This is a genomic window from Nocardioides malaquae (assembly GCF_015070385.1).
Classification (GTDB): Bacteria; Actinomycetota; Actinomycetes; order Propionibacteriales; family Nocardioidaceae; genus Nocardioides; species Nocardioides malaquae.
In genome coordinates, this window is record NZ_JADCSA010000004.1 from 236,114 (window position 1) to 255,446 (window position 19,333).

A 19,333-nucleotide genomic window follows, 5' to 3' on the forward strand; every position below is an offset into this window, starting at 1 on the left:
CTCTCAGTCTTCCGTGGGCACTGCGAACCACCGCAGCACGGGGTCGCCGGAGGAGACGGGTCGCACGCCCGGGTCCTGGCCCGAGGAGCGCAGCACCACGACCTCCTCACGGTCCAACGCCGAGGCGTCGGTGAAGTCGAGAGGAGGCCCGGCCAGACCCTGGGCCCGGGTGAGCTGCAACCCGGCCAGCGCGTCCTTCACCGCGGCAGGGTCGACGGAGTCGGCCTCGGCCGCCGCGACGACCAGGCCCACCACCGCGTCGTGGCTCGCGATGTCGGCACCGTCGGCCTCCTGGGCGAACGGGGCCGAGCCGAAGAGGTCCTTGGCCTCGGGGTCGCCCGCCAACAGCCGCAGCGCGGCGAAGTAGGCGGCGACGGCCTCGGCCCGGTCACCCTGGCCCAGGCTGGTGGCATCGGTGGCGTCCGTGCCGACGGTGGCCATGTCGCCCATCGTGGTGCCGCCGGCCTCGACGAGCGCCGAGGCGAACTCGGGGCTCAGTGCCTCGGGGGTCAGGTGCACGGGCACGTCCGTGTCGGCGCCCTGCAGGGCAGCGACGAAGGCTGCTTGGTTCGGTGCCGAGGCACCCACCACGACCGAGTCGACGCCGCCGGAGCGAGCCCGGCGTGCGACCTGCCGGGCGAGCTCCTTCGGTCCGGTGGCGTCGAGCGAGCCGGAGGCCGCCGCGTCGACGTCGACCGCGACCCCGTCGCCGGTGACCACGAAGGGCCGCAGGAGCCCGTCGGCGTCGAGCGTCTCCTGGAGGCGCTCGGCGATCGTCGGGTCGTCGGGTCCGGTGGCCCAGACACCGGGCAGGTCGAGCGACGGGTCGCGCAGGTAGGGCGCGACCACCGGGGTGCCGGCGTCGGAGGCGGCCCGCAGGGCGGCCGTCAGGTGGTCACCGGTGGTGGCCACGACGATGCCGGAGACGTCCTGGCCGACGAGGTCGGAGATGGCCGCGCGGGCACCCTCCGCGGTGCCGCGGTCGTCGGCGACCTCGAGCATGACCTCTCCACCGCCCAGCTCGAGCCGGCTCTCGGCCACCTGCGCGCCGGCAGCGGCGGAGAGCAGACCCTCACCCAGACCGTCCTCCGAGCGCAGCGTGACCACGACGCCGATCCGCACGGGATCCTCGGGCGTGGAGTCGGTGATCTCCACCGGCACGCCGCCGACGGGGTCGGCCTTGTCGCTGGGCGAGGTGTCCTCGGAGCAGGCCGACGCCACGAGCGCGAGCGCTGCCAGTGCGGGCAGGGCCCGCAGACGGCGGCTCATGCCCCCACCCGGAACGAGTAGACGGTCGTGTGGACGCTGCCCTCCGGTACGTCGATGCCGAAGACGGGCAGCTCGTCCTGCAGCCGCAGGGCGAGGGCCGTCTGCTCCTGCTCCATCAGCAGGGCTTCGAGCCCCTCGGCCCGCACCCGGCTGAAGGAGGCGGCGGTGTCACTAGCGGAACGGATCTGCTCGTTGGAGACACCCGTGCTGGTCGCGCCGGTGACCAGGGAGCCGAGCAGCCCACTGCCGTTGTTGCGACGCTCGCCGAGGTCGACGAGCACCTTGCGCAGGTCGGCGAGGAGGCGACGCTCGGACGCCTTGATGTTGCGGTTGGAGCTGCTCACGTCGCCGTTGATGGCGCGCACCGCGCGGGAGACACCGGCGGAGAGCTGGCGCTCGACCTGCTGCACGGTGCGGTCCATGCCGCGACGCTGCTGCTTCACGACCCGGCGGCCGTCGCGCAGGATTTCGTCTCCGGTGCCTTCGATCTCCTGCTGCAGCTCGGCGACCAGGCCGCCGACCCGGGTGCTGGCGTCCTGTCCGGCCCGCGAGACCTCGCCCGCTCCGGTGGCGGCGTCGGTGGAGGAGGTCTCGAGCACCGCGACGGCTCCGGCGAAGGCCGCCGAGATCTCCTCGTCGGTGAGGCCGACCTGGTTCTCCTCGAGCTCGTCGACCGCACCCAGCAGCTGCGGCATCGGGGCGGTGGTCGCCGTGCCACCGGCGCACGGACCGGTCAGCTCGGCCTCGGGCACCGAGAGGCTGCGTACGCCGCAGACCAGGGCCAGCACCCGCTGCGACAGCTCGGGCGACTCGGCGTCCAGGAGACCCTCGGCGGTGCTCAGTGCGTCCTCCACCGAACCGGTGAGCTGCGCGACCGAGTCGCTGACGGCCTGGGTGGTCGCGGCGTGGGCCCGCAGCTCGTCGCGCACCGTGACGAGGTCGACCAGTCGACCACCCAGCGAGGCCTCGGGGTAGCCCTCGGCGGGCACTTCCTCCTCACAGCCCACGCCGACGGCGAGACGACTGATCTCGTCGGCCTGCGGGTTGACCGGCGTGAGGGGTCCGGGGTTGCAGGCGAGCTGGCGGATGGCCCGCAGCTGCTGGTCAGCGGTCAGCGGGACGAGACCACGCCGGCCCAGCACGGAGTCGAGCTGGTCGGCGGCCGCGCGCAGCTCTGCGGTGAGGGTGTCGAGCCGCTCCTCGGGCCCGACCCCGCCTTCGGGGGCGAGGGTCGCGTTGGCGTCCCGCAGCAGGTCGACGACCTCCTGGATGACCTGGTCGATCTCGTCGGTGCCACCCCGGCCGAGGCGCTGCGCGCGGCGGTCGATCTCGGCCACCGAGTCGCGCAGGGCGGTGGTGGTGGTGGCGACGTCGCCGACGAGTGTCTCGTCGAAGCGAGCCGCGAAGTCGTCACGGAAGGCGCTCAGGGTCGCGAGGTGGTCGGAGAACTGGGCGCCCACGCCGAGGATCAGGCAGGAGGCCGAACCAGCCGGCGTGCAGGTGCCGTCCTCGGCGACGACGCCGACGGCCCGGGTGAGCTCCTCGGTGACCATGGTGCGGCAGTTGGCGGTCGCCAGCGCCAAGGAGTCGAGCTGGCTGGAGACGGTCGCCAGCTGCTCCATGACGGAGACCTTCTTCTTGGCCGGAGCCGGGGTCAGCGAACACCCGGCAACGTTGCGCGGGGGCGCTGGCTCGGTGTCGGGGTCGCCGAGCAGGTCCTTCACCCGGTCGACGTTTCTCTTCAGGTTGGTCAGCGCGGTGGAGTTGCCCGACTCGAGCTGGTCGCCGATGGAGGTGCTCAGGGCATCCAGGTCAGCGGAGAGGCCGGCCATCGACGTGGAGACCTCACGCGAGCTGGACTGCAGGTTGGCGATCGTGCGAGCCCCCAGCTGGTCGGCGGCACCGCCGAGCTCGCCCTGGATCTGGCCCAGCACGGCGCTGGCCTCGGAGAGCACGCCGTTGACGCTGCCGATGAGCTCGATGGTGCGGGTCTCCAACGCCACGGTGCTGCCGGCCTCGTCGGAGAAGGCGACCTCAAGCAGGCGCTGGACCGACGGGTCGGTGACCAGTCCCGGCTGCACCGAGAGGTCGAAGGTCGGCACCTCGAAGTCGTCGGTGTCGATGACCAGGCGCATCGTCATCGAGGCGGCAAGACGTGGCGGGGCCAGCATCGAGGCCCACTGGACGCGGGCGTTGCTCTCGTCGCCGCGGTCGAGCACACCGTTGGTCACGGCGGCGGGGTTCTGGTCGTCCTTCATCACGACGCTGCCGAAGGAGTCCTTGCCGAGGTCGGCGGAACCCATGACGGTGAGCGGGGCACCCACCAGGGCCCAGCGTCGCTTGGACACGCCGTCGGAGTCGTAGCGCACCTGGCGCGGGCGTACGGTGGTGTTCTGCACCGACACCTCCACGACCACGCGGCCCGACTCCCCCTCGATGTCGGCCAGGTCGGTGCCGCTGCGACCGTCGAGGCGCCACTGTGTCTGCACGCGCACGGGCAGGTCGGAGGCGTGCTCGGCGGCGTCGAGCTCCTCGACGTCGTCGACCACCTCGTCGGACGACTGGCGCACGGCGCGGCTGACGATGGTGCGGACGCGGCCGTCACTGCCCACGCCCACCTCGACACCCTGCAGGACGCGCTCGGGCGCGGCGTGCGCCGGCAGGAGCTGTGTCCCGGTCACCACCCCGCCGGCCAGGACGAGGGCGATGGCCAGACCCCATCGCCCCGGACGCTGCAGCCTGATCCGCTGTCGTCGCATCGACGTCTCCCCCAAGAATGTTGCTGACACACGTGTGCCGCGCCTCAGGACAGGGCACGGCGGTTGCCCAGAGTACCCACCACCACCGAGACCGAAACCGCCCGGCTCCGGCAGGTTTGAATGGTGTCGCCGATAGGTAGCATGCACCCTGCTCGCCTCTCGGTGGCGAGCATCGCGACGCTCAGCCGGTCACGAGGGGGAACAGCTGTGTCAGACGACCTTGCCTACGCGCGGACGGATCTCGATCAACTCGGCACGGAGTTGAAGACCCTCTCCCAGGAGTTGCGCAACGACGGCCAACTCTCTGACGTCGGCGTCGACGAGGTGGCCCACCAGACGGTGGTCGACGCGCTCGGCGACTTCGCCAACGACTGGGACGACAAGCGCGAGGCCCTCGCCGAGTCCTTGGAGGCGATCAGCGAGATGGCCATCAAGGCGTCGGAGACCTTCGGTGAGGCCGACGCCGACCTGGCCAAGGCGGTGCGCGAGGCTTTGGAGGGTGAGCAGTGACCCGCCGCCACGGCAACTGGCACCTCGTGGGCCGCGACAGCGACCCCGTGCCCGCCAGTGAGTACGACGTCAACCGCGTCGCCCGCACGTACGAGAAACGCGGCGAAGACCTGCGCGAGGCCCACGGCGCCCTGACCCGTCTCTCCCGCCTCGACGGGTGGCGCGGCGACGCAGCAGAGACCTTCGCCGAGTCCGCCGACGACCGCGTCAAGGACCTCGACAAGGCCGCCACCAAGTACGAGGACGCCGGCGAGGCCCTGCGCACCTACGCCCTCGCCGTCGAGACCGCCCGCGAGGAAACCAAACGCGCCCTCGACGACGCCGAGGAAGCCGACGCCCGACGCCGCGCCAACGAAGGCGACCCCCTCGCCGGCGTCACCGAACCCACCGACCAACAGATCGACGACGCCGAGCGCCAGAACCGTCGACACGCCAACGCCCTCACGGCCCTCAACGCCGCCGAGGGCAAGGTCAACGACGCCATGAGCAACCTCGCCACGGCCGCCTCGACCTGCGCCAGGAAGATCCGCGCAGCCTCCGACTCCTTCAAGGACCACTGGTTCAAGGACGACTTCGTCCGCAAGAACCTCGGCGCCTTCGAGCTCGTCATCAAGGCGCTCGAGATCGCAGCCGTCGCCATCGCCGCCATCGGGCTTGTGGTGGCCCTCTGCTTCACCGCACCCGCCTGGCTGGTTGCGGGACTCTTCGTCGCCGGGATAGCCGCGGCAGCGATCTTGGCCGGCACACGAACGATGTTGGTCCTCAGCGAGGCCGGGGACCACACCTGGGCCGACGTCGGGTGGGACGTCGTGGGCATCGGTCTCGCGGTCGTCGGCGGGCGCGCGGTGTTCAGCCTCGGTCGACAGAAAGGGGCACTGGGCCGCACCTTCGCCGCACTCCGCACCGCTGCGAGGAGCTCGGCGGCAGCGCGGATGACCCCCCTCCCGCGCTTCATTCTGCGGTTCAAGGGCGGCCAGGGCATCGCCGGGCGCCTGATCCGCGGCTTCGACGAGTTCCGCATCCGCGGTCTGGCCGCCCCCGCCATCCGACAGATCGACGAGATCGCCAACCTCAAGGTCGGCTGGGGAGCGCGCCTCAGGGTGCTCGACAAGGACATGGCCACCATGCGCGCCCAAATCGCGGCCCTCGACGACCTCACCCTCCCGGGCGTCAACGTCTCCAAGATCACTCAGAACCTGGACGGCCTGCGCGACGCCCTCGGTCCTGCCATCCGGTGGAACCTCATCAACACGGGGGTGTCGGCCGACTCCGCCGGCGACCTGGCGGGCTGGTCGGTCAGCGGAGCGGTGAAGGACGAGATGGAGACGGCGCACTGGCGCGTCACGGTCGCCGGTCGATGACGCCTGCCCCGGCACGCGAGCCCGTGCTCAGACCGGGCCAGTTCGGCGGACTGGCGATCCCCGATGCCCGTGAGACCCGGATCTGGGTGGACGAACGCGGAGCGGTGATGATGCGCCGCCCCGGCATCGATCCGACCGAGGTGGCGGCCCCCAACGAGATCACCAAGGTGGCCGTCGCCGACGCCACCCAGGTCAACGAGCGACATTTCGTCCCGTGGGCCAATCGCGGACTCGTGCTGCTCATGTCGCAGAGCCGGTGCGTGGCGGCCTTCAACCTCAGGGACCTGGGCAGCGGATCGCCCCCGCCCTTCCCCGACGATGCGACCTTCCGGGCGATCAACGGTCTGGATGCCTTCGCCGACGGGCTCGGTCTCTTCGTCGAGCCGGCCGACCCAGCCGAGGTCCGCCGCGCTCGCAGGCTGCGTCAACGCCACCTGCTGCCCCTGCGCGACCCACGCCAGAACCCTCGCTGGCCGACGTGGTGGGGGGTCTTGGCCTGTGTCGTGTGCTTCCTGGCGCTCCCCGCCATTGATTCCGGGTCCTCGGCACTGGGGTGGCTGACAGTGCTGGCGGCGTGTGCCGTCGTCACACCGTTGGTGTGGCGTTTCCACGCCCGCCGGCGCCACTGGCTGCACCTGGTCACCACACCGCCACCTGCCGACGGCCGCCGGGTCGTGCGCCCACAGCCCCCGGCAGAGTTTGCAACCGCGTTCATGGCGCAGACCGAGGTGCAGGTCGGACCCCGCGACATCGTGGTCCGCGCCGCCGACCAGGAGAGGTGGCTGCCCGGTCCGGCCGCGGGAGGCGTCACCCACGCCGTCGTCGGCCCGCGACACCTCGTCCTCGAGGACCACCGGGGCCGGGGCCTCGTGGGACTCCAACCCTCGGTGTGGGGCGCCAGCCTCGACGACATCCTCCGCAGCCTGCATGACGTCGGCGTCGAGGTCCGCGAGAGCTCGTTGCCCGACTCTCGGAGGATCGACTACATGGCCACCGAGTTGGACGCCACCCAGAGTTACGTGATTACCAACGACTACGAGAACGCCAGCGACGACAGCAACGTGGCCCCCATGCTTCCCTACGTCGCGCTAATCGTCCTCGCCATCGCGTGTGTGGTCCTGGCGGCAGTCGACTTCCCCCTCGGGCTCGTGCCGCTGCTGCCCTGGCTGGCGCTCCAAGCGCTCGCCATCCGCGCCACCTGGACCCTGTCGCACTGGTCAAAGAGCCAAGGCCGACCGGCCGACCCTTCAGCAGCACGAAAGACAGGAGGAGTCCGATGACCGACGTGGGAAGCGGCAAGCCATCCCGTCGGCAGCCGTCCATGGCCCCTGCCCCGGCACGCGAGCCCGTGCTGCGGGCAGGCCTCTTCGGCGGACTGGCGATCCCTGACGCCCGTGAGACCCGGATCTGGGTGGACGAACGCGGAGCGGTGATGATGCGCCGCCCCGGCATCGATCCGTTCGAGGTGGCGGCTCCCGGCGAGGTGACCAAGGTGGCGGTCGCCGCAGCCGACCAGATCCGCGAACGTCGCTTCACGCCCCACGCGCGACGCGGTCTGGTGCTGCTGATGTCCGAGAGTCGGTGCGTGGCGGCGTTCAACCTCGTCGACCTGGGCTCGACAGCCCGCTTCCCCGACGATGCGACCTTCCGGGCGATCAACGGTCTGGATGCCTTCGCCGACGGGCTCGGTCTGTTCGTCGAGCCGGCTGACCCCACCGAGGTCCGCCTCGCCCGCAGGCTGCGTCAACGCGACCTGCTGCCCCTGCGCGACCCACGCCACAACCGCCGCTGGACCAGCGCACTCGGGCTGGCCGCCTGGGTCGCATCGTTCCTGGTGCTCCCCGCGGCCGGCGAGGACTCCCCCCTGCGATGGCCGGCAGCCGCCCTCGCATTCGCCCTCGTCACAGTCTTGGTGTGGCAGTTCCACGCCCGACGCCGCCATTGGCTCCACCTCGTCACCACCCCCACCCCCGCCGACGGACGCCAGGTCATCCGCCCCCAACCCCCTGCCGAGCTCACGACCAAGTTCCTGGCCCGGACCGAGGTCCAGCTCGGACCCCGCGACATCGTCATCCGCGCAGCCCACCAGGAACGGTGGCTGCCCGGCCCGGAAGCGGGCGGCATCACCCAAGTCGTCGTCGGCCCCGACCACCTCATCTTCGAGGACCACCAAGGCCGGGCCTTCGTGGGACTCCAGCCCTCCGTGTGGGGCCCCAGCCTCGAGGTCCTGCTCCGGGGCCTGCGCGACCTCGGCATCGGGGTCCGCGAGAGCCCGATGCACGACAGTCGACTGATCGACTACATGGCCGCCGAGCTCGACGTCACAGCTCCGTACGTGATCACCGACGACTACGAGAACGCCAGCGACGGGAGCGTCGTGGTCCCCTGTCTCCCCTACCTCGCCCTGTTCCTCCTCGGTCTCGGCTGCGTGATCCTGGCGGCAGTCGACTTCCCCCTCGGGCTCGTGACGCTGCTGCCCTGGCTGGCGCTCCAGGCGCTCGCCATCCGCGCCACCTGGACCCTGTCGCACTGGTCAAGGAGCCAAGGCCGACCGGCCGACCCCTCAGCAGCACGAAACACAGGAGGAGAACGATGACCGACCTGGTGATCGGCGGGCTTTCCCGCTGGCTGCCGCTGGATCTCGAGGCGGACGCCGACGAGTACGCCGCGCGCCTGGCCCAGGAGTATCCGCGCACGAGGCACGCGGAGCTGGTGGCGAGCGGCGTGGCCGGCATGGCGGCGCGGTTCCGACAGGCCCAGCAGGAGGCGGAGGCAGAGGGGGATTCGGTGCTCGTCGCAGCCTGGCTCTTCCTGCGTGCCGATGACGACCTCTCGCCGCTGGCGCACGCCACCCTGCAGGGGCTCGCGCTGCCACCCGGCGAGGAGACGGTGGAGGCAGTGATCGAACGCCTGCTGCGCGAGGAGGACGAGGTCTACCAGGAACCGGAGGTCCGCGACCTGACGACCGAGTCGGGCCCGGCCACCTTCCTCCGCTACCGCCCGGTCGACCACTCCGGGGCGGAGCGCGTCGTCCACGAACGCAGCTGCGTGCTGTGGATGCGCCCCGACCGAGGACTGGTCGCCATCCTCGACGCCTACACCGACGACCTGATGGCGGGCCGCGAGGTGCCCGAGGCACTGGCGCAGCTCGCCGAGGGGGTGAGTGGACTGTGAACCGCACGACCAGGACCGCCGACAGCTGGCAGATCATGCTCCCGCCCGGATGGGTCACCGTGCCGACCGACCCCGAGAAGTCGCGTGCGGCCGTGCATGCGGTCGGTGCGCGGCTGGTCCGTGACAAGCACCGTGACGAGCTGGTCAAGGCGCGCATCGAGGTCGAGCAGACGCTGATGGCCCAGGTCGAGCAGGCGCGCAAGCAGGGCGCCGCTGCCGTGCACAGCCTCGTCGAACCGATCCGCGGTGTGCCGGTCTCGGCCTCCCTCGTGGTCACCGAGCTGACGCTCCCGACCGACGAGGAGATGAAGTCTGGTCTGGCGCAGGTCTTCGGCAACGCCGTCGGGGTGCTGGAGAACGAACAGGTCGAGATCGCCGGGCTGCACGGCCTGCGACGCCGTCGCCGCGCGCCGATGGAGCTGCCCGAGGGCACGCCTGCCGACATGGAGGCGTGGGAGACCCACCTCGACTACGTGTTGGCCACCGGGCCCGACGACTACCTGCTGCTCAACTACGCGACCGTCACCGACCCGATCGCCGACGAGCTGGTGGTGCTCTTCGACGCCATCACCTCGACGCTGCACCGCACCGAGACGCCGACGCCGTCCGGCTGAGCGGGCGGCCCGGGCCGGTGGATCTGGCCGGTGGATCAGGCCGGGTCGGTCTGCCGGGCGGCCCACCACTCACGCAGCGCGGCCTCCGCGGCCTCGGGGCTCTGCGGTCCCTCGTCCAGGCGCAGCTCCAGCAGGAACTTGTAGGCCTCGCCGACCTCGCGGCCCGGCGGGATCCCGAGGATCTCCATGATCTGGGTGCCGTCGAGGTCGGGCCGCACGGCGGCCATCTCCTCCTGCTCGGCGAGCACGGCGATGCGGGCCTCGAGGTCGTCGTACGTCCGTCGCAGGCGCGCCGCCTTGCGCGCGTTGCGGGTGGTGCAGTCCGCCCGGGTCAGCACGTGGAGCCGCTCGAGCTGGTCGCCGGCGTCGCGCACGTAGCGGCGCACGGCGGAGTCGGTCCACTCCCCCGAACCGTAGCCGTGGAAGCGCAGGTGCAGCTCGACGAGCTGGCCCACGGCGTCGATCTCGTCGTTGGAGAAGCGCAGCGCCTTCATCCGCTTGCGGGTGATCTTGGCGCCGACCACGTCGTGGTGGTGGAAGGTGACGGTGCCGTCGTCGAGGAACTTGCGGGTGCGCGGCTTGCCGACGTCGTGCATCAGCGCCGCGAAGCGGGCGACGAAGTCGGGGCCGCCCCCGAGACGCTCCTCCTGGTCGATGGTCTGCTCGAGCACGGTGAGCGTGTGCTCGTAGACGTCCTTGTGGCGGTGGTGCTCGTCGCGCTCCAGCGCCAGCGCCGGCAGCTCGGGCAGCACCAGCTCGGCCAGTCCGGTCTCGACCAGGAGCGTCAGACCCCGACGCGGCCAGGGGGCGCAGATGAGCTTGACCAGCTCGTCGCGCACGCGCTCGGCGGAGATGATCTCGATGCGCGAGGCCATCGCGCGCATCGCCTCGACCACCTCGGGGGCCACGTCGAAGCCGAGCTGGGCGGCGAAGCGGGCAGCGCGCATCATGCGCAGCGGGTCGTCGGAGAAGGAGTCCTCCGGACGCCCGGGCGTACGCAGCACGCGGTGCGCGAGGTCGACGACACCGCCGTGGGGGTCCTCGAAGGCCCGCTCGGGCACCTTCACCGCCATCGCGTTGACGGTGAAGTCGCGTCGTCCCAGGTCGCCGGCGAGCGAGTCGCCGAAGTCGACCTCGGGCTTGCGGGAGTCGGGGTCGTAGGACTCGGCGCGGTAGGTGGTGATCTCGACCTGCCAGTCGCCCTTGCGGCAGCCGATCGTGCCGAACGCACGACCCATGTCCCAGGTGGCGTCGGCCCACCCCTTCAGCAACCGCTCGGTCTCGTCGGGTCGCGCGGAGGTGGTGAAGTCGAGGTCGTTCTGCAGACGACCGAGCATCGCGTCGCGCACCGGGCCGCCGACGAGGTGGAGCTCGTGCCCGGCAGCGGAGAAACGCTCACCCAAGGGGTCGATGATCTCACCGATCCGGTCGAGCTCGGCGCCCACGCGGGCCTGGATCTCCACCATGGTCGGGGCGGGGGGCAGGGCGGCGTCGGACACGAGGAGCCAGTCTAGGCCACGTCGGCACGGGTCCCACCGTCGTCGCGAGGCCTCCCGGCGCACCGGGGTGGTGGCAACTAGAGTCGAGCCGTGCTCCGCCGCTCTCCGATGACGTCCGCGTGCGCGCTCGTGGTCTCGCTGGGGCTGCTGGGCGCGGGCACCGCGACCGGTGCCAGCCTTTCGGCTGCCGCCGTGCCCGTCACCGGGGTCGTCGCAGGGCGTACGCCCGTGGCCGCGGTCGAGGTCGAGACCGCCGACCCGTTGACGGTGCGGATCGAGGAGATGAGCCCCGCCGTGCTGACCGGCGGCGGCGCGGTGACCCTCTCGGGCACCGTCACCAACGCCAGCGACGAGACCTGGACCGAGATCAACCTGGCACCCTTCCGCAGCGCCTTCCCGATCACCGACACCGCGACCCTCAACGCGGCCGCCGCCCTGCCCGACGACGCCTACGTGGGCGACCGGCTCACCGACGTCGCGGCGATCCACAAGATCGACGAGCTGGCTCCCGGCGCCTCGGCCTCCTTCACCACCCGGATCCCACGCGAACGGCTGGGCAGCTCGCCCGGCGTCTACTGGGTGGGCGTGCACGCGCGGGGCGTCACCGAGACCCAGCCGCGCGACGTCTTCACCGACGGCCGGGCGCGCACCTTCCTGCCGGTGGCCGACCGGGCGACCTCGCGCCTGCCCACGGCCGTGGTGCTGCCGATCCGTCTCCCGGTGGAGCACACCGCCGACGGGCAGGTCGACGGCACCGGTGACTGGGCGGCGCTGCTGGCCCCCGACGGTGAGCTGGGCGCCGTGCTCGAGACGGCCCGCGACCTCGAGGGCCAACCCGTCACCTGGCTGCTCGACCCGGCCGTGCCGCACGCGGTCGCCCGACTGGCGGCCGGCAACCCGGCCCGCACCGTCGAGGCCCTGCCCACCGAGCCCTCCGAGTCCCCCCAGCCGGAGGACGAGCTCGCGCCCGACGAGACCACCGCCCCGGTGATGCCCACGCCCGGCGAGGAGGCCACCGCCAACGAGGAGCCCGCCACCGACGCGCTCACCGAGGCCGCCACCACGTGGCTCGACGACTTCACCGACGTCATGGCCGACGCGGAGGTGTTGAGCCTGCCCTACGGCGACATCGACGTCACGACGGTCGCCGAGACCCGACCCCAGCTGGTCGACGACGCCTGGACCCGCTCCGAGCAGGTGCTCGAGGCGCTCGGGATCGACGCCACCCCCACCATCGCCCCGCCCGACGGACAGCTCTCCCGTGGTGCCGTGGAGGCGGCCGCGCCCGACGGCCTCGTCCTGCTGGCCGAGTCGGGCCTCGTCGAGGACGAGGGCCCCAGCCCCACAGCGGGCACCCTTCTGGGTCGGCGGTTCGCCGCCACCTCCGCGGGCGTCGCTGCGGGCGGTCCCGGCCCCGAGTCGCCCGGCACGCCCGTGGGCGTACGCCAGCGCGTCGCGGCCGAGGCGGCGCTGCGCGACGTGACCGGCGACCCGAACCCGCTCGTCGTCACGCCTCCCCGGGAGTGGGAGATGACCGACGGCGCCGGGCCGCTGCTCGACCTGCTGTCGGGACCCCGCTTCCGTCTCCAGGGCGTCACCACCCTGGTCCGCGCCGCCCAGGGACCCACGCTCGGGGCCCGCTCGCTGGTCTCCCCCGCTGCGGACGGGCGCGACGCCCACGTGCCCGCGACCACGGTGCGCTCGGCGGTCCAGTGGGTGCGACGGGCCGCGCTGCTGGAGTCGGTGCTGACCAACCCGGCGGGCTTCGACGCGCAGGTGCGCGACGTCGCCCTGACCGAGCTCTCGCACCACACGCGGCGCCACCCGGAGGACGCGGCCGCCCGGATCGAGGCGGGGCGTGACCAGGTCGAGGACCTGCTCGGCGCGATCACCATCAGCGGCCCGGCCTCGGCGACCCTCTCGGGCGACTCCGGCACCATCGGCACGACCCTGACCAACGACCTCGCGGTGCCGGTGACGGTCAACGTCGAGGTCGATCCCGCCTCGGAGATCTCCGTGGAGGTGCCCAACCCGGTGGCGATCGCGCCCCAGTCGCGGCGCCGGATGCTGCTCCAGACCTCCGCGAGCCGCGAGGGCGTCCAGTCGCTCACCCTGCGCCTCGCCGACGAACGGGGCCGGCCCCTCGGCGGTGAGCTCTCGGTGCAGGTGCGTGCCTCCCAGGTCGGCGGACTGCTGTGGCTGATCATGGGCGTCGGCGGCGTCGTGCTCTTCGGCGCGATCGCGGTCCGGTGGTTCCGCCGCGGGCTCTCGGTCCGGGGCAAGCGGTTGGACGCCGCTCCTGAGCCGGCACCGGGCCCCGCTGCTGCCACCGGCGAGGCGGAGCAGGCATGACCGATCGCCCCGACGCGTCGACCGACGCCCAGACCGACGAGGCGATGGCCGAGCCCATGGACGAGATCGCCCCGGGCCGCTCGCGCACCGCGATGCAGGGCATCCTCGCCTCGAGCGCCCTGATGGCGGTCGGCACCCTCTTCTCCCGCTTCTCCGGGCTGATCCGCTCGGTGCTGCTCGCCGCGGCGCTGGGCAGCGCCACGATCGCGGCCGACGGCTACACCGTCGCCAACACGATCCCCAACATGCTCTACATCCTGCTGGCCGGCGGCGTCTTCAACGCGGTGCTGGTGCCCCAGCTGGTGCGGGCGTTGAAGAACGACCCCGACGGCGGCGAGGCCTACACCCACCGGATCATCACGCTCGGGTTGCTCTTCCTCGGCACCGTCACGGTGCTGCTGGTGGTCTTCGCCCCGCTGCTGATGCGGGTGGTGCTCGACGGCAAGTGGTTCGACGACGACCTGGCGGTGGCCCTGGACTCCGTCATCACGCTGGCCCGCTGGTGCCTGCCGCAGGTCTTCTTCTACGGGATGTTCACGCTCGTGGGGCAGGTGCTCAACGCCCGCGGCAGCTTCGGGCCGATGATGTGGGCGCCGATCGCCAACAACCTGATCGCCGTCGGCGTGCTCGCCACCTACCTGTTCACCTACGGTCCGGTGGCCGGGCTCGTCGCCGACGGTCACTTCACCGACGGCCAGATGGCCCTGCTCGGCCTGGGCTCCACGGTGGGGATCGCGGTGCAGCTGCTGGTGCTGCTGCCGTTCCTGCGGCGGGCGGGCTACCGCTTCCGCCCGCGCTTCGACTTCCGCGGCACCGGCCTGGGCCACACGCTGCGCCTGGGCATCTGGACCGTGCTCTTCGTGGTGGTCAACCAGGTCGCCTACGTCGTGGTCGTGCGGCTGCTCTCCGACGGCACCGCCAGTGGCGAGGCCGGTCAGTTCGTCTACTCCAACGCCTACATGATCACGCTGCTGCCGCACGGGGTGATCACGGTGTCGCTGGTCACCGCCCTGCTGCCGCGCCTGTCGGCCTTCGCCGCGGAGCACGACGGTCGCTCTTTGGGCCGCACGCTGACCTCGACGCTGCGCACCGCCCTGCTGATGGTGCTGCCCTTCGCGGCGGTGCTGCCGATCCTGGGCACCGACGTGGCCAACGTGCTCTACGGCTACGGCGCGTCGAAGGGCGAGGCCTCCGCCTACGCCGGGGCGTTGGCGTTCTTCGGCGTGGCACTGGTCTTCTTCACCGTCCACTACTTCATGCTGCGGGGCTTCTACGCGCTCGAGCGGACCCGCACGGTCTTCCTCATCCAGCTCGTGGTGGCGGGGGTCAACATCACCGCCGCGCTCGTCTTCACCGCCCTCGCGCCCGCCGGCCACGGACCCGCGGCGCTCGCTGCGGCGTACGCGAGTGCGTACGCCTGCGGTGCGGGGGTCAGCTGGCTGGTGCTCCGCCGAGCCCTCGGTGGCCTGGACGGGCCGCGGATGCTCCGCTTCGCCGTGCGGATCGGGCTCGTCACCGCGGTGGCCTCCGCGGTGTCGTGGGGGGTGTGGTGGCTGCTGGGCGGTTCCGACGCGGTGCCCACGCCGGCCACCTCCTTCGTGCGCGGTGCCGTGGTGGGCGTGGTGCACCTGGGGCTCTTCCTCGCCCTGGCCCGACTCCTGCACATCCGCGAGCTGACCGAACTGCTCGGACCTCTGCTCACCTCCGTGCGTCGGCGCCTGCCCGGGCGGTGATCCGGGCCTAGGATGACCCGGAAGGGGCACCGCTGCCCGGACCACGAGACCTGGAGGGACGTGTCAGCCTCGATCCGAGCCGGTGACGTCCTGGCCGGGCGTTACCGGATGGTGGACCTCCTCGGCGAGACCGAGGGCGGGTGGTTCTGGTGTGCCCACGACGAGGTGCTGCACCGACCGGTCGCCGTCCACCTCCTCGGCGCCGACAACGATCGCGCCACCACGCTCATGGACGCGGCCCGCCGCGCCGCGGTGCTCGACGACCGGCGCAACCTGCGCGTGCTCGACGCCGACACCACCGACTCGCTCGCCTTCGTCGTCAACGAGTGGGGCCAGGGCGAGTCGCTCGACCTCGTGCTGGCCGAGGAGCCGATGCTCCCCCAGCAGGCCGCCTGGGTGGTGGCCGAGGTCGCCGACACCATCGCCCGCGCCCACGCCGCCGGCGTCTCCCACGACCACCTCGTGCCCGAGCACGTGCTCCTCGACGAGCACGGCGAGGTGCGCATCATCGGTCTCGCGGTCGACGCGGCCCTGCACGGCGTGCCGACGATGCGCCCGGAGGAGGACGTCACCCACCTCGCCTCCCTGCTGTACGCCTGCCTGACGGGCCGCTGGCCGGGCCCGGGTGCCTCCGTCGTGCCCGCTGCACCCACCGAGCACGACGGCACCGTGCTGCGCCCCCGGCAGGTGCGCGCCGGGATCCCGCGGCCCCTCGACCGGATCTGCGACGAGATGCTGCTCGGCGGACAGCACTCGCGCTCCCTGGGCCTCGGCGCGATGCTGGGCCACCGCGACGAGCACGACCTGACCACCCCCGACGGGGTGCGCGACGCCCTGCTGGAGTTCCTCGGTGACCCCGGCGCCCAGGTGCCGCCGGAGGCCGGGGCCGGGACGGCCCGTCGCGGCGTGGTGCCGGTGATGCCCCCCGTGCCCGCCGCGGAGCAGACCGTCGCGATCGCCGGCGACGACCTCACCGCCCGGGCGGACGCCCACCCCCGTCCCGACGACCGGGCGGAGCCCGAGGTGGAGACCGGGGAGACCCCCGCCGTCGACCCCGTGGAGGTGCCCACCGAGGCCGGCATGCCGGTCTTCCACGACGGCGACGTCGACGACGTGGAGTGGATGCGCGCCCGGGCCCACAAGCCCGCGCCGCCGCCGGAGTTCGAGCAGCCCGAGGAGCGTCCCCTCTTCGCCCCGGAGGGCGAGAACGGGGCCGGGTGGCGTCACCGCACCCACACGCCCCCCACGCCCCCGCGCTCCGACGACTACTGGCCCTGGGACACCGGCCACCCCTCGTCGCTGACCGGTTCGGGCTTCGTGCCGCCCGTGGCGGAGCCGGTGCCCGGACGTACGTGGATGCGGCTGGCGTGGATCGTGGGCATCGCCGCGCTGGTGCTCCTGGCCGTGGTGGCCGCCTACCAGCTCGGGCTCGGGGCCAACGACGACCCGCCCCCGGCCGACGACGAGATCCCCGCCGCCACCCCGACCGGTGAGCCCACCACCGCGGTGGCGGCCACCGCCACCGACTTCGACCCGGAGGGCGACCCGCCGGAGGAGTATCCCGAGGACGCCCCGCTCGCCGTCGACGGCGACCCCGCCACCGCGTGGGGCACCCAGACCTACGCGCAGCAGTTCGGCCCCGGCGGCCTCAAGTCCGGCGTCGGCCTGGTGCTCGACCTCGGGGGCAGCCAGGACGTGCGCCGGGTCCGGATCACCGTGCGCGGCGGCGACACCGCCGCCCAGGTCTACGTCACCGACGGCGCGCCCACCGACCTCTCCGGCCTCGAGCCCGCAGGGGCCGGCACCGGCAACGACGTGATCACCGTCGACCTCGACGACGTGAGCGGCAGCCACGTCGTGGTCTGGCTGACCCGGGTGCCGCTGGGCGCGGACGGCTTCCGCGGGGAGGTCGCCGAGGTCGAGGTGCTGCGGTGAGCGGTCCGGGCTCGCCGGACCCCGACACCCGCACCGACGCCGAGCTCCTCGCCGCCCACGTGGCCGGCGACCCCGACGCCTTCGCCACCCTCGTGGGGCGCCACCGCGACCGGCTCTGGGCGGTCGCCCTGCGCACCGCCGGCAACCGCGAGGACGCCGACGACGCGCTGCAGGACGCCCTGGTCTCCGCCTTCCGCCGGGCCGCCTCCTTCCGCGGCCAGTCGTCGGTGACCACGTGGTTGCACCGGATCGTGGTCAACGCCTGCCTCGACCGCATCCGCCACCAGAAGGTGCGGGCCGCCCAGCCGCTGCCCGACGACGTCGACCGCATGACGCCGGCCGCGACCGGCGCCGGCGGCGAGGCGCAGGACCCCGCCGAGACGGTCGTACGCTCCGAGCAGCGCCGCCGCGTCGTCGCCGCCCTCGCCGCGCTGCCGCCCGAGCACCGGGCCGCCCTGGTGCTGGTCGACATGGAGGGCTTCTCCGTCGCCGAGGCCGCGAAGGTCCTGGGCTGCCCGACCGGCACCGTGAAGTCGCGCTGCGCCCGCGGTCGCGCCAAGCTGAGGACGCTCCTGCTCGACGCCGGGGTGGAGCCGCCCCGCCCACCGCCGCCGGGGAACCCCGCGCCGCCGCCCGACGTCAGATCTCCAGCAGCCCCCACGCCCCCGCCCGCCCCTGAAGGAGGTGCCACCCCGTGAGCCGCGACCTGCCGGACGACCCGATCGACGAGTCGGTCGAGGAGGCGCGCGACGAGGAGGTGCGCGCGCTGCTCGCCGACGCCCGCGTCGACGAGCCCGTGCCCGCCGACGTGGCCGCGCGGATCGACGACGTGCTCGCCGGGCTGGTGGCCGAGCGCGAGGCGACGACCTCGGGCGTGCAGGACGCACCCGCCTCCACGGGCGCGGTCGTCGACCTCGCCTCGGCCCGCAGGCGCAGGCGTACGTGGTTGGGTGCGGCCGCCGCAGCCGCAGTGGTGGTCGCGGCGAGCGCGGCCCTGCCTGACCTGATCGGCGGGGGCTCCGGCGACTCCGACGTCAGCGTCGCCGACCAGGTGGACCCCCGCGATCGCACCAGCCAGGCCTCCCCGTCACCGTCGACCCCGGGCGGGCAGGCGGGCAACCCTGTCGTGCTGACCCGGGAGGGTCTCGCGGAGCAGCTGGAGGCCCACCTCGCGGCGCGCGCCGTGGTCGACGAGCTCGAGGCACCGGTCCCGACGTCGGGAGGGGCCGCCTCGGAGGTGCCGCCGGAGGCGGACGGGCAGCTGAGCGCGCGTCCGCAGCGGCGCTCCACCCACCGCTTCCCCGCCTCGGGAGGGTGTGCCTGGCCCGGCCCGGGCACGCGGGAGGCGGCCACCTTCGACGGTGAGCCGGCGACCCTGGTGACCCGACGGAGCGCGGCGGGCACGGTCGTCCGCGTCGTCACCTGCGCCGACGGGGAGAGCACCGTGGCAGCGCGCCTGGTGCTCGACTCCGACCGGTGAGCAGCCCCCTGAACAACGGATGAACGACCCGCGGCACTCGGGGACCTCGGGAACAGCCAGCACCTAGGATCGGTTGTGCAGTCGTGCGACCGCGCCGCGGTCGGCAGCCCTCAATCTCCCGACACCTCAGGAGTCACCGTCGCCATGAGCGAGACCCAGCCGCGCAACGTCATCATCATCGGCTCCGGCCCCTCCGGCTACACCGCCGCCGTCTACGCCGCCCGCGCCAACCTGGCGCCGCTGGTCTTCGAGGGCTCCGTCACCGCGGGTGGCGCCCTGATGAACACCACCGAGGTGGAGAACTTCCCGGGCTTCCGCGACGGCATCATGGGCCCGGCCCTGATGGACGAGATGCGGGCCCAGGCCGAGCGCTTCGGCGCCGAGCTGGTGACCGACGACGTCGTCGAGGTCGACCTGACCGGTGACGTGAAGGTCGTGAAGACCTACGACCAGACCTACACCGCGCGCTCGGTGATCCTGGCGACCGGGTCGGCCTACCGCAAGCTCGGGCTGCCCCGTGAGGACGAGCTCTCCGGCCGCGGCGTCTCGTGGTGCGCCACCTGCGACGGCTTCTTCTTCCGCGACAAGGTGATCGCGGTCGTCGGCGGTGGTGACTCCGCCGTCGAGGAGGCCACCTTCCTCACCCG

Annotated in this window: 15 protein-coding genes; 12 read left to right on the forward strand and 3 right to left on the reverse strand. The window is 72.8% G+C overall.

The window, feature by feature from the left end; translation table 11 throughout:
• Positions 1-3 precede the first annotated feature (3 nt).
• Positions 4-1,269 (reverse strand): ABC transporter substrate-binding protein, encoded by a 1,266-nt coding sequence (locus IEQ44_RS06115; protein ID WP_193637545.1) that lies wholly within the window; start codon positions 1,267-1,269, stop codon positions 4-6.
• Positions 1,266-4,028 (reverse strand): hypothetical protein, encoded by a 2,763-nt coding sequence (locus tag IEQ44_RS06120; protein ID WP_193637546.1) that lies wholly within the window; start codon positions 4,026-4,028, stop codon positions 1,266-1,268. The genes IEQ44_RS06115 and IEQ44_RS06120 overlap by 4 nt, the downstream gene beginning before the upstream one ends.
• 207 nt (positions 4,029-4,235) lie before the next feature.
• Between IEQ44_RS06120 and IEQ44_RS06125 the strand changes: the two genes are divergently transcribed.
• Genes IEQ44_RS06125 through IEQ44_RS06150 form a run of 6 tightly spaced genes read left to right on the forward strand, consistent with a single transcriptional unit; the run spans position 4,236 to position 9,687 of the window.
• On the forward strand, positions 4,236-4,538 hold the full coding sequence (locus IEQ44_RS06125; protein WP_193637547.1) for a hypothetical protein: 303 nt from the start codon (positions 4,236-4,238) through the stop codon (positions 4,536-4,538).
• Positions 4,535-5,899, forward strand: a complete 1,365-nt coding sequence (locus IEQ44_RS06130; protein WP_193637548.1) for a WXG100 family type VII secretion target — start codon at positions 4,535-4,537, stop codon at positions 5,897-5,899. The genes IEQ44_RS06125 and IEQ44_RS06130 overlap by 4 nt, the downstream gene beginning before the upstream one ends.
• A complete protein-coding gene (locus tag IEQ44_RS06135) occupies positions 5,896-7,179 on the forward strand; it encodes a hypothetical protein (protein WP_193637549.1) in 1,284 nt (427 codons plus the stop codon). Before IEQ44_RS06130 ends, IEQ44_RS06135 begins: the two co-directional genes overlap by 4 nt.
• Positions 7,176-8,495 carry a hypothetical protein gene (locus IEQ44_RS06140; protein ID WP_193637550.1) on the forward strand — a complete coding sequence of 440 codons (1,320 nt, stop codon included), beginning with the start codon at positions 7,176-7,178 and terminating at the stop codon, positions 8,493-8,495. Before IEQ44_RS06135 ends, IEQ44_RS06140 begins: the two co-directional genes overlap by 4 nt.
• A complete protein-coding gene (locus IEQ44_RS06145; RefSeq protein ID WP_193637551.1) occupies positions 8,492-9,073 on the forward strand; it encodes a hypothetical protein in 582 nt (193 codons plus the stop codon). The genes IEQ44_RS06140 and IEQ44_RS06145 overlap by 4 nt, the downstream gene beginning before the upstream one ends.
• Positions 9,070-9,687, forward strand: coding sequence for a hypothetical protein (locus tag IEQ44_RS06150; protein WP_193637552.1), 618 nt, complete (start codon positions 9,070-9,072; stop codon positions 9,685-9,687). Before IEQ44_RS06145 ends, IEQ44_RS06150 begins: the two co-directional genes overlap by 4 nt.
• A 35-nt stretch (positions 9,688-9,722) precedes the next feature.
• Here the strand turns inward: IEQ44_RS06150 and IEQ44_RS06155 are convergent, their stop codons facing one another.
• Complete coding sequence (locus IEQ44_RS06155; protein WP_193637579.1) at positions 9,723-11,153, reverse strand: CCA tRNA nucleotidyltransferase; 1,431 nt, start codon at positions 11,151-11,153, stop codon at positions 9,723-9,725.
• Between the two features lie 123 nt (positions 11,154-11,276).
• Between IEQ44_RS06155 and IEQ44_RS06160 the strand changes: the two genes are divergently transcribed.
• The 6 genes from IEQ44_RS06160 to IEQ44_RS06185 all read left to right on the forward strand — a co-directional run.
• Positions 11,277-13,538 carry a DUF6049 family protein gene (locus IEQ44_RS06160; RefSeq protein WP_193637553.1) on the forward strand — a complete coding sequence of 754 codons (2,262 nt, stop codon included), beginning with the start codon at positions 11,277-11,279 and terminating at the stop codon, positions 13,536-13,538.
• Positions 13,535-15,271, forward strand: a complete 1,737-nt coding sequence (murJ, locus tag IEQ44_RS06165) for a murein biosynthesis integral membrane protein MurJ (RefSeq protein WP_227486985.1) — start codon at positions 13,535-13,537, stop codon at positions 15,269-15,271. The genes IEQ44_RS06160 and murJ overlap by 4 nt, the downstream gene beginning before the upstream one ends.
• A gap of 60 nt (positions 15,272-15,331) precedes the next feature.
• Positions 15,332-17,206: a protein kinase family protein gene (locus tag IEQ44_RS06170; protein ID WP_193637554.1), complete on the forward strand. Its 1,875-nt coding sequence runs from the start codon at positions 15,332-15,334 to the stop codon at positions 17,204-17,206.
• Complete coding sequence (gene sigM / locus IEQ44_RS06175) at positions 17,203-17,904, forward strand: RNA polymerase sigma factor SigM (RefSeq protein ID WP_193637555.1); 702 nt, start codon at positions 17,203-17,205, stop codon at positions 17,902-17,904. The genes IEQ44_RS06170 and sigM overlap by 4 nt, the downstream gene beginning before the upstream one ends.
• The gene (locus tag IEQ44_RS06180; protein WP_193637556.1) at positions 17,901-18,686 is read left to right on the forward strand and encodes a hypothetical protein; all 786 of its coding nucleotides are present in this window, start codon (positions 17,901-17,903) and stop codon (positions 18,684-18,686) included. Before sigM ends, IEQ44_RS06180 begins: the two co-directional genes overlap by 4 nt.
• A 144-nt stretch (positions 18,687-18,830) precedes the next feature.
• A partial coding sequence (locus IEQ44_RS06185) for an NAD(P)/FAD-dependent oxidoreductase (protein ID WP_193637581.1) occupies positions 18,831-19,333 on the forward strand: 503 nt, incomplete at its 3' end.